Annotated in this window: 14 protein-coding genes; 1 reads left to right on the forward strand and 13 read right to left on the reverse strand. The window is 39.7% G+C overall.

All coding sequences use genetic code 11. From position 1 onward, the window contains the following. Positions 1-162: 162 nt before the first annotated feature. Genes ACTNES_RS16590 through ACTNES_RS16605 form a run of 4 tightly spaced genes read right to left on the reverse strand, consistent with a single transcriptional unit; the run spans position 163 to position 3,799 of the window. On the reverse strand, positions 163-915 hold the full coding sequence (locus ACTNES_RS16590; protein ID WP_441040137.1) for an RNA-binding protein: 753 nt from the start codon (positions 913-915) through the stop codon (positions 163-165). A gap of 6 nt (positions 916-921) precedes the next feature. Further along, on the reverse strand, positions 922-1,578 hold the full coding sequence (locus tag ACTNES_RS16595; protein WP_441040138.1) for a cell division protein SepF: 657 nt from the start codon (positions 1,576-1,578) through the stop codon (positions 922-924). Between the two features lie 19 nt (positions 1,579-1,597). Continuing rightward, positions 1,598-2,299, reverse strand: a complete 702-nt coding sequence (locus ACTNES_RS16600) for a YggS family pyridoxal phosphate-dependent enzyme (protein ID WP_291806804.1) — start codon at positions 2,297-2,299, stop codon at positions 1,598-1,600. Between the two features lie 18 nt (positions 2,300-2,317). Continuing rightward, on the reverse strand, positions 2,318-3,799 hold the full coding sequence (locus ACTNES_RS16605) for an HlyD family efflux transporter periplasmic adaptor subunit (protein ID WP_291817035.1): 1,482 nt from the start codon (positions 3,797-3,799) through the stop codon (positions 2,318-2,320). 294 nt (positions 3,800-4,093) lie between these two features. On the opposite strand from ACTNES_RS16605, the gene lexA reads away from it, so the two are divergent. Then, positions 4,094-4,714 (forward strand): transcriptional repressor LexA, encoded by a 621-nt coding sequence (gene lexA, locus ACTNES_RS16610; protein WP_291806797.1) that lies wholly within the window; start codon positions 4,094-4,096, stop codon positions 4,712-4,714. Between the two features lie 163 nt (positions 4,715-4,877). Here the strand turns inward: lexA and rsfS are convergent, their stop codons facing one another. From rsfS to ACTNES_RS16655, 9 genes are all read right to left on the reverse strand, one after another. Then, the gene (gene rsfS / locus ACTNES_RS16615) at positions 4,878-5,237 is read right to left on the reverse strand and encodes a ribosome silencing factor (RefSeq protein WP_291806794.1); all 360 of its coding nucleotides are present in this window, start codon (positions 5,235-5,237) and stop codon (positions 4,878-4,880) included. Positions 5,238-5,447: 210 nt separating this feature from the next. Beyond that, positions 5,448-6,038, reverse strand: coding sequence for a bis(5'-nucleosyl)-tetraphosphatase (symmetrical) YqeK (gene yqeK, locus ACTNES_RS16620; protein WP_291806791.1), 591 nt, complete (start codon positions 6,036-6,038; stop codon positions 5,448-5,450). Between the two features lie 9 nt (positions 6,039-6,047). Continuing rightward, positions 6,048-6,683 (reverse strand): nicotinate-nucleotide adenylyltransferase, encoded by a 636-nt coding sequence (gene nadD / locus ACTNES_RS16625; RefSeq protein WP_291806788.1) that lies wholly within the window; start codon positions 6,681-6,683, stop codon positions 6,048-6,050. 27 nt (positions 6,684-6,710) lie between these two features. Next, positions 6,711-7,007, reverse strand: a complete 297-nt coding sequence (gene yhbY / locus ACTNES_RS16630; protein ID WP_291806784.1) for a ribosome assembly RNA-binding protein YhbY — start codon at positions 7,005-7,007, stop codon at positions 6,711-6,713. A gap of 166 nt (positions 7,008-7,173) precedes the next feature. After that, a complete protein-coding gene (gene obgE, locus ACTNES_RS16635; protein WP_291817032.1) occupies positions 7,174-8,469 on the reverse strand; it encodes a GTPase ObgE in 1,296 nt (431 codons plus the stop codon). 240 nt (positions 8,470-8,709) lie between these two features. Continuing rightward, the gene (rpmA, locus tag ACTNES_RS16640) at positions 8,710-8,997 is read right to left on the reverse strand and encodes a 50S ribosomal protein L27 (protein ID WP_008703124.1); all 288 of its coding nucleotides are present in this window, start codon (positions 8,995-8,997) and stop codon (positions 8,710-8,712) included. A gap of 4 nt (positions 8,998-9,001) precedes the next feature. Then, positions 9,002-9,322: a ribosomal-processing cysteine protease Prp gene (locus ACTNES_RS16645; protein ID WP_291806764.1), complete on the reverse strand. Its 321-nt coding sequence runs from the start codon at positions 9,320-9,322 to the stop codon at positions 9,002-9,004. 12 nt (positions 9,323-9,334) lie between these two features. Next, a complete protein-coding gene (gene rplU / locus ACTNES_RS16650) occupies positions 9,335-9,640 on the reverse strand; it encodes a 50S ribosomal protein L21 (RefSeq protein WP_020993901.1) in 306 nt (101 codons plus the stop codon). Positions 9,641-9,926: 286 nt separating this feature from the next. Beyond that, on the reverse strand, positions 9,927-10,900 hold a 974-nt coding region (locus ACTNES_RS16655; RefSeq protein ID WP_441040139.1), incomplete at its 5' end, for a ribonuclease E/G.

Consider the following 10,900-nt stretch of genomic DNA (forward strand, 5'->3'; position numbering starts at 1 on the left):
TTTGTTGGTGGATAAATGAGTAGGTATGTTTACTTAGCAAAAAACTTTAAAACCTTTTGTTTTAGCTAATAACAGGGTGTGAGTAGGAAAAAAATGGGAAGTTAGCATTTATGTGGTTAAAGTATCCCGCCACAGGCGGGTAAATTATTTTACAATTGTAACTTACACATAGAGTAAAATATGTACGCCACATCTTCCTTTTTTTGTCTGGTGTGATACGCCGTCAAAAATAAAGCGTCCTTTTCCGCGAACAGATACAATGTCACCCTCTTTTGGCTCGTATCCATTGGATGTGATCAGTTTTCCATTTACGAAAACCTGTCCACTTTCGATATAGGATACCATACTGCTTCTGGAGGCTTTAAATGCAAGGGCAATCAGTGAATCCAGGCGTACAGAAGCACAGGTACCCTTAATAGATTCCAGATTTGGATGCGGAAACTCCTCTGGATCATTTACTTTTGTGATCAGAATATTGGTATGACGGACACGGCACAGATTCTCAAGAAAGAATTCCGTCATTTTACTCTGGCAGAAAAACCAGGCAGCCTTTTCCTGTACAATAATATCTCCGATTACACTTCTGTCTACACCAAGATTTAAGAGTGCCCCCATATAATCACGATGACTCAGATTCTCAGAGAATTTAATAGCTTTTGGCTCTATTTTGAGACAGTCAATAGGATATTCCCATGTAAAAGCAAGAGCATCAGGATGAAATGCTACCATCTGACGCTCCGCATTATCATAGCCGCCAAAAGTCTCCATGACAACCTGCGGAAACTGCTGTTTCAGGCTACTGACCATATTCTGTTCATTTAAATTAAGAAAATCCGAAAATGTAACGATATCTCTCTGATAGGAGAGATTTGCCAATTCCCGGATTCTCTTAAGAAAAAATTCGTTTTTTTCCATCCGGGATTAATATCCTGCTCTTACAGAAGGAGCAGATCCTCCCAGAATATTCTGGAGATCACCGGTAATGTCTACATTATATGGCCCAAGGACAAAAATGTAGCTAGATACTTTCTGAAGGCTTCCGCCTAAAGAATAGCATGCACCGGATGTGAAATCGATGATTCTCTGTGCCAGTTCAACATCAATTCCCTCCAAATTTAAAATTACAGTAGAATTATCTACTAATGTGTCTGCAATCTCACGGGTATCTTCCATAGAAGATGGCTTAATAACGCAAACTTCCATATTTGGACCCTGATTTGCTTTGCGGCTGCTTCTCATTGGAGTAATCTTAGAAGAAGCAACGGGACGTGTCTGGCGTTCGGCGCGTTCCTGTTTGACCGTAACTTTTGATGGAGTCGGAGCAGACTGCTTTGGTGCAGCAGCTGGTTTAGGAGCTGGCTTAACTGCATTCTCTTCTATTTCATCAAAATCATCATCGGCTTCTTTTTTCTTATTAGAGAACTTATCAAAGAATTTCTTCTTTGGCTTCTCGTCAAAGTCGTCATCAAGAAAATCATCGTCATCTTCTTCGTCTAACAGATCCTCATCTAAGAATCCATCGTCATCATAATCATCATTTAACTTGATGGCATCTAAAAATTTATCTAAAACGCCCATTTTAATCTCCAATCTTAATTTAATCTTCTTTTATTGAGTAATTCCTCTCACCAAAAATGCCTGTTCCCACGCGTACCATGGTGGCACCTTCCTCAACAGCGACCTGATAGTCATTTGTCATTCCCATACTCAAGACGCTCATATTAACATTATTAATGTTTTTTGCCGCAATGTCAACACTTAATTTCTTTAATTTCTGAAAAACTTCTCTATTTTCTTCGGGATCTGCTACAAATGGAGCAATTGTCATAAGTCCCATTACTTTGATGTGCTGGTAAGAGCAAATTTCTTCCAGAAATGGTAAAACCTCTTCAACAGAAAGGCCAAACTTACTTTCCTCTTCTGCTACATTTACTTCAATTAAAATCGGCATACAGATATCTTTTTTTGCTGCTTCTTTTTCGATGGTTTCTGCCAGACGTATAGAATCAACAGAATGGATCATAGATACTTTATCAATAATATATTTTACTTTATTACGTTGCAGATGACCGATCATGTGCCATTGTACATCAGATGGCATCTGATCATATTTGTCCATGATCTCCTGTACTTTATTTTCACCGAAGACACGTGCTCCTGCATCGTATGCTTCTCTGAGCATTTCTACAGGCTTTGTCTTACTTACTGCGATAAGGGTCACCTCTTCAGGAGAACGCCCGGAAGTACTGCAGGCCTCTTCAATATTTTTCTTCACAAGGTTAAGTTTATCAGCTAACATGTTAAAGCCTCCTTAAAATTAGTATAAAATATCTTCTTCTTTTACTTTATCTGCGTTTCTGACAATATGGTCATATCTGGAAAGTCCATATAAAGTATTTTTAGATACAATTGCATATTCTTCATTATGATCAAGAATTTCAATACGGCGGAAAACAGCATACCCTTTATTGATACAGTAAACACCTTCCAGAGTATCTGTCTCACCAATCACATATTTCTCACCAGTATCCGGATTAATAATAGCATCTCCTTCTTTAAAGGCACTTTTGTCAATATAATAGATCTTAGGAGTTTCCTGCCCGGATGTTTCGACTGCCAGTTTGGAAACGGAAGTATCTTCAATACTTGCGTAAATGATTACTGCCTGAAAAGTTGTAGAGGTTTTGCCAGATTTAGACTTCCCGGCAAGCATAAATCCTGTTTCATTATTCTGGGTAGTTGCCATTCTGGATGGAACTACATAAAAATCTTTTGTTACAATAGAAGTTAACGGTACTTTTAAGCCAACGACAGTATTAGTGACAAGTTCGATGTCAAGAAAACGGTCAGATGCATAACGGATCAGACCTTTATTGAAGTCAATTTGTCCATACTTTTCACCATCAATTGTGATAATTGAGAAATCACCTGTCTGTGTCATATCGTCCTTAAGAAATTTGACGCGGATGGTTGAACGATCTTTCAGTTTCTCAGCCTGTTTCTCACTTAATGGGATTAGAAGACTCCAGCGTTCATCTGTAATAATTGTATAAACATCATCGCCTGCCTGAACAGAATCTGATGTTTTCAAATCTGTTTCATGATAAGAATTCTGGTCAAAATCTTCAGCAGTAACGGTATCTACTGTTTTTCCTTCATAGTTGTCTGTTGAATATAAAATAATTCCGTCTGATTGTGCCTGACATATTGATTGATTTCCGGTGTAAATATTTTCGGAAGTGCTGTCAGAGGTATCATTGCTGTCAGTTTCATCTTCGTTCTCGTCAGAAGTAAGAGGCGCAGATGAACCATTTTCAGATTCTGCATATTGAAGGATATTCCCTTTTAATTCATATTTAAAACTATATGTACTATTGAACTTGCTGGAATTGAATCCTTTGGAGAAACTCATCATATCACTTCGTACTTTGGAAAGTTCTTCCGGAGTAAGGGACGCGGTGGAAGAAGCTGTTTTTGTGCTGCTTAATCCATAAACGGCGCCGGAAGCATTGATCTTACTGCCTTCTCGTGCATAGTAGGTAATATATCCGGAAGAAGGTGCCTGACATATGGTTTCTTCACGGATTGCGAGTCCTGTATATGTTTCATTACGGGATAGCGGACCGGATGTTACCTGATAGGATTCGATATGAGTGGTTGTAAAGTATAATATGGCGCTGAATGCCATGTAGATAAATAAGATACCGAACATAATAGTTCCAATATTAAGTCCTACAACTTTACGAAGTTGCGCCAAAATCCCCGGCATCTTTTTTGATTTGTTATGATTATCAGACAATGGAATGTCTCCTTTTTAATTCAAAATCAAGATTAATTTCCAAGACATTGTAACACTTTGTAAAGTTAAAAACAAGATTATTCATAAAGAATTCACAGGATGAAAGAGTTAGAAATATTGAAAATAAGAACGTATTTTCCGAATATAAGTTTGCTTTTTTGGACGAAATATGATATTATAAAAATATACTATAAGCAGAGCCAAATTTTAAGCGAAGCAGATGATTTTATCTATTTGACTATAGAAAAAATTGTAATATATAGAAATAATATTTAGCAGGGAGGTATAAACCTTATGGCATACGGAAGAATTACGCAGAAACAGCAGGAAATCCTTGATTATATAAAAAATGAAATCTTGAACAGAGGATTTCCTCCGGCAGTTCGTGAAATATGTGAGGCGGTGAATCTGAAATCAACATCTTCTGTGCACGCTCACCTTGAGGCATTGGAGAAGAATGGATATATCCGCAGGGATGCGACGAAGCCGCGTGCGATCGAGATTATTGATGATAATTTTAATCTTGTACGCAGAGAGGTTGTGAATGTACCAATCGTTGGTACGGTAGCAGCCGGTCAGCCAGTTCTGGCAGTTGAGAATATTGAAGGTTACTTCCCTATTCCGGCAGAGTTTATGCCGAATGAGCAGAGTTTTATGCTGAAGGTAAAAGGCGAGAGTATGGTAAATGCCGGAATCTTTGACGGAGACCAGGTGCTTGTGAAAAAACAGGCTATTGCAGAGGATGGAGATATTGTAGTTGCTCTGGTAGATGACGGGGCTACAGTTAAGACTTTCCATAAAGAGAAAGGTTACTATCGTCTTCAGCCGGAGAATGATACGATGGAACCGATCATTGTACATGGGGAATTACAGATTCTCGGCAAGGTATTTGGAGTATTCCGTCTGTATCAGTAGTTAGAAGAATGTCCGGAAAACAGATTCGTTTTCTGGTATAAAAAAGCTTGAAAAATATCATACATAATAATAAAAACGCTGTATATGCCATTCAAAACATATACAGCGTCTCTACTATTCAGAGTAAAATCCTGTTCATTCTTGAGAGATTATTATTGCAAAATTATTTCTCAAGAAATTCATTGATATCCAAAACCTTTCCATCTCTCCAGATTCTCTCGAGATCGTAGAAAAGACGGTTCTCTTCATCAAATACATGAACGATCATATCGCCATAGTCCATCAGAACCCAACTTGAATTTCTGGTTCCCTCAATCTGTTTGGCTTCGTATCCTGCTCTTCCGAGTGTTTCGTCTACATTATCAACCATAGCCTGTACCTGGTTCTGGTTGGATGCACTTGCGATTACGAAATAATCAGCGATCACAGATACTTCATGGATATCGATCACTTTAATGTCTTTACCTTTTTTGTCATCAAGGGCGCGGCAGGCAAGTTTTGCCATTTCAAGTTCTCTGCTCATAAACGTGCTCCTTTCGTTCTTGAAAATTGTTTTACTGTTGTTATGTTTCCTTGTATACGTATATGGCAATGGTACTGGATACTACCTGTACATTGGCATAATGCAAGGCATTCGACCTGCGAATATTTATTATTTCTGTATACTAGTACATTATTTTGAAGATAACTATACCTCTTACATATCAGTGAATCCAATTGCTAAGATTAATGTTTAAGACCTTCTTTTTATATGTAAGTCCTTGTAATATAAAAAGGCGTCTTTCGTGGCATTGTCGATATCTTTCGGGTTCTCCTCAAGATAAGCCAGTGTATCTGCCAGGATTTTATACATGCATTCATCCAGATCCTCAAAAGCCAGCTTGCGGACAACTGCAAGATTAGGGGCTTTATCACGTTTTGGCTCGATATAGTCAGCAATATAAACGATTTTTTCCAGCAATGTCATCTCAGGCTTTCCGGTAGTATGCCAGGTGATGGCAGAAAGAATCTCTTCATCAGTGACATCATATTTAGCTCTGGCTACATAAGCACCAAGTTTGGCGTGAAGTAAAAATGGATGTGTCTGTTCGAATTCAGATACAGGAATGTTATGCTGGCTGCACATTTTCAGTTTCTTTTTATTCGGAATACATTTTGCGCAGTCGTGAAGCAGCCCGGCTGTCTGGGCTATGATCAGATCGCAGTCATGTACCATGGCAAGTGCTGCGCAGGTGTACATGACTCCCAGTGTATGAGCATAACGATCCTCATCCAGATACTTGGCTAATTTTTTCTGCATTTTTATAAAATCGTACTCTGCCATTGGGAAAAATCATCCTTTCTTTTCAGCCAGACTGTAAATCTGGTTTTCTTCAATATATGTGATCACCGGATCTGGAATATAGTAACGAACGCTTTTATCTTCACTGATCCAGTTTCTGAGCATTTTGCTGGATACATCAATGTTTGTGGTATTCAGAGTCAGAAATGTACCGCCATATTTGAGTGAAAGACGATTCATTTCTGTTTCAAGTTCTGCAATTGTGGAATGGTTTCTTACAGCAGTTACCAGAATACAGTTTCTGCAGATACGTCCCGGCTCTCTCCAGGTATCGAAATTATACAGGGAATCTGCACCGATTATGAAATAGTAATCCGTATCAGGATTCTCTGCTTTCAGCGTTTCCAGTGTATGATATGTGTAAGTGTAACCATTTTCGTGCATTTCAGCCAGTGACAGCTCAAAATGAGGATTATCAGAGATAGCTCTGCGGACCATCTCTACTCTCTGCTCATCTGTGGCACGTCCCTGACGATTTTTTTTATGAGGTGGGTTGCCGGAGGGCATAAACAGTACCTTATCCAGATGAAACTGTTCGTATGCTTTTTCTCCGAGGATTAAATGTCCCATATGAATAGGGTCAAATGTACCACCCATGATACCAATTCTTTTTCTGATGTCAGCCATAAAAACTCCGTACTCAGTTAATCTTAATTATTTCTTTGGTAATTCGATTTTTTTCTTTTCGTTCTTGCCTTCGCGGTATAAAATGATTTTCTTGCCGATAACCTGAACGATCTGGGAATGGGTACGCTCTGCCAGAACTTCAGCCATCTGACGTGGGTCTTCTAGGCAGTTCTGAAGAACACTGATCTTAATTAATTCTCTGGCTGCAAGTGCTTCGTCTACAGCAGCTGTATTTTCAGGGGTAAGTCCGCCCTTTCCAAGCTGCATGATCGGGTCCATTTTCATTGCAAGACCTTTTAAATAAGCTCTCTGTTTACTTGTCATTTCTTTTTTCCTCTATTATTCTTTGCTATGCAAAGCGGACAAGATCGTCCGCTTTACGATTTGTATGATTCATAGGTTTAACTGAATAAAATGTGGGAGGTTATTCAGCTATGAGTATGCAGTAAGTACGAACAGAAAATATCCGATAGATTACTGCTCACAAATTTTATTTATAATAATCAAAGTCAAATCCATACATACGTACAGTATCACCTTCCTGAATGCCGGCTTTCTCAAGTTCTGCCAGGATACCGCCCTCTTTCAGGAATTTCTGGAAGAATGCAAAACCTTTCTCAGAATCAAGGTTTGTATAACCGAGCATTTTCTCAATCTTCGGTCCCTCAACTACAAAGATCGTCGGGTCTTCAGGACTCTGCTCTACCGTATATGGAAGATTCTCTCCAATCAGCATATCTTCAGGGAAGAACTCCTGCTCAAATACTACAGGCTCCTGTGGGCAGCTGTCAAGAAGTTCTTTTACATGGAATAAAAGCTCTCTCACGCCCTGACCGCTGACTGCGGAAATCGGATATACCTGGATTCCTTTTGGCTCAAATTCTGCTTTAAGCTTGTCTACTGGATTCTCTTCCCCGTCTTCTGTATAAATGCAGTCAATCTTATTTGCTGCGATCACCTGTGGTCTTGCTGCGATTTCCGGATTATAGGCTTCCAGTTCTTTATTGATCTTATAAATATCATCAATCGGGTCACGGCCCTCTGTAGATGCTGCATCTACGATATGGATGATGACTCTGGTACGTTCGATATGGCGAAGGAACTCATGTCCAAGCCCTACACCTTCTGATGCACCTTCGATCAGACCAGGAATATCAGCGATTACGAAACCGCCATTCTCAGTATCTACAACACCAAGGTTCGGGCTCAGGGTTGTGAAGTGATAATTGGCAATTTTCGGCTGTGCGTTGGTAACACGGGAAAGGAATGTGGATTTTCCGACATTCGGGAATCCAACCAGACCTACATCTGCAATTACTTTCAGTTCAAGGAGAACTTCCAGTTCCTGTGCAGGCTGCCCTGGCTGTGCGTATTTTGGAACCTGCATAGTAGCAGTTGCGTAATGCTGGTTTCCTTTGCCGCCTCGTCCGCCTTTTAATACGATCTGGCGTTTGTTTTCGCCGGACATATCAGCGATTACCTTACCGGATTCTGCATCCATGATGACAGTTCCTTCCGGAACTTTTAATACAACATCTTTTCCATCGGCACCGTGGCAGCGTTTCTTGCCGCCCTCCTGACCGTCTTCTGCTTTATATTTTCTTTTGTGTCGGTAGTCGCCAAGGGTGTTCTGGCCTTCATCTACCTCAAATATCACGTCTCCTCCACGGCCGCCATCACCACCGTCAGGTCCGCCATTCGGAACATATAATTCTCTGCGGAAACTTACATGGCCGTCGCCGCCTTTACCGGAGCGGATATAGATTTTCGCTCTGTCTGCAAACATATGACACACCTCTGTCCTTTACTATAATGTCTGTGATAAAGATAAGTGTTTATATTACCAATTCGATCGTATAAATTCATATAATAACGAAATGGTAATTAATACAGACTACTTATCCTGCTATTACAGTTATTTTCAAATTGCTGTTTGTTATTCATAAAGCAAACAGCTAAGTTACTCTTAAATCTAAAAGAAAGGCTCCAAACCCTTATTAGATTTGAAGCCTTCCGCTTAACCAGATTATTCTGCTTCTACTGGAACGATAGAAACCTGTTTCTTATCGCGTCCTTTTCTGGTAAATCTTACGACACCATCTTTCAGTGCGAATAAAGTATAATCTTTACCGCAACCTACGTTCTCACCAGCATGGATCTTAGTTCCGCGCTGTCTGTAAAGAATATTTCCAGCTTTAACAAACTGTCCGTCTGCTCTCTTCGCACCTAATCTCTTGGATTCGGAATCACGACCGTTCTTTGTAGAACCAACTCCTTTTTTATGTGCGAATAACTGAAGGTTCATTTTCATCATGTTGTTACACCTCCTTGACTTTTACTGTCAAATATCGATTGTTATAACTATGCTCAATTTCTGTTAATCCGAGAATCAGCGAATCCATGAGAAGTGTTCCCCTCTCAGTAACCGGAGCCGTAAAATGAAAAGATACATAGCCGTCATCTTCCTGCACTTCAAACTGATCATCTGTAAATGTCTCAAGAGAATTTACAGTATTGATCACCAGTACAGAAACAGCAGCACAGACAATATCCAGTCCTTCCTCTGCATATCCGGCGTGACCTTTCGAAACAAATTCCAGATAATTTCCATTTCTCTTCTTAACTGTAATTGTAATCATAATGACACCAGATTAACCGTTAATCTTTTCGATTTTTACTTTAGTGTACTGCTGTCTGTGACCGTTTTTCTTGTGATATCCAGTTTTTCTCTTGTATTTGTAAACGATAACTTTTTTTGCTTTACCGTTCTCAACTACAGTAGCGGTAACACTGGCATCTTTCACATCTTCACCAGCTTTTAATCCGTCATTGCTTACTGCAATAACATTATCAAAAGTAACAGTTTCACCAGCTTCAACACCGAGTTTCTCAACTCTGATTACGTCGCCTTCAGCAACTTTGTACTGTTTACCACCTGTTGCAATAATTGCGTACATCTGTGGCACCTCCTATAATCTTTACTCGCCAGATATGGTGACCTTTCGGTGCTTGTACCTCTCTGTGCGGCATCTCATTTATAATAGCGGACAAAATTCGATTTGTCAATAAGTTTTTTTCAATTTCTTTGAATTTTTTTTCTTTTATTTTACAGATACAATTTCAATCCGGTATCCGTCAGGATCTGTGATAAAATACAAACTGCAGAGCAGTTATTCAGTTACGGAAAAATATCGATGAGAATTGCAGATGTTCGTTTGGTCTACATAATTGTTTTATGACAAACTATAATTCTCTAATTTCCTCAATCACAGGTTTTCGCACTTTCTTTCTGGTAAGTTCCAGGATGTGCAGTGGAGTGATGTCCACTGCTTTTGCCTTTACCGGATCTTTGCGCAGATATTTCTGCAGGACATGGAACAGTTCATCCTGATGATCCTGATTTTCCATATTAATAAAATCAATCAGAATAATTCCGGACAGGTTTCTGAGACGCAACTGTCTGGCAATTTCCTTTGCTGCCTCCAAATTGATTTTTCGGTAAGTTTCCTGCATTTTCTTTTTGCCTGTAAACTTTCCGCTGTTTACATCAATGGATACGAAGGCTTCTGTCTGCTGGATTACCAGAAATCCACCACTGTTCAGCCAGACTTTCTCATGCTGGATTTCTTCTAAGACAGTTTCCAGGCGATAAAGTTTGTAAAGAGGGAGAAGTTTATCATCATAAAACCGCAGCTTCTCTTTTTCCTCCGGGCTGTTACTGTTAAGATAGTCAGAAATCTGTCGGGATATCTCAGGGATATCTGTTATGATCTCTTCCAGGTTCCGGCTGTTGGCGTCGCGGACTGCAGAGATATAAAAAGGCTCTGTTCTATATACGCAGCTGAAACAGGTACGGGATCTTCCGTCTACAGCAGCCTTATGATACAGGCCCTTCAGGTATTCCAGTTCTTTCAGTATTTCTTCTTTTGATGCATCTGCTGCATTTGTACGAACGATGATACCAAACTCTTTATCCGGACGGTTAACTTCTGCTTCCATCCACTTACTGATGCGGCTTCTGTCATCATTGGAAAGTTTGGAAGACAGACCAAATTTCTTATCGCCGGTTGTAAGAACCAGATATTTGCCTGTAAAATTCAGATTCGTGGTTACAGCCGGTAGTTTTCCCTTCATTGCTTCCCGGCTGATCTGCACAAGGATTTCATCTCCTGCCTTTAATGGGCGGTCACCTTTTTTTCTGTCTCTTATACACATCT

This window comes from Blautia sp. HCP3S3_D9 (genome assembly GCF_052063845.1).
Taxonomy (GTDB): Bacteria; Bacillota; Clostridia; order Lachnospirales; family Lachnospiraceae; genus Blautia_A.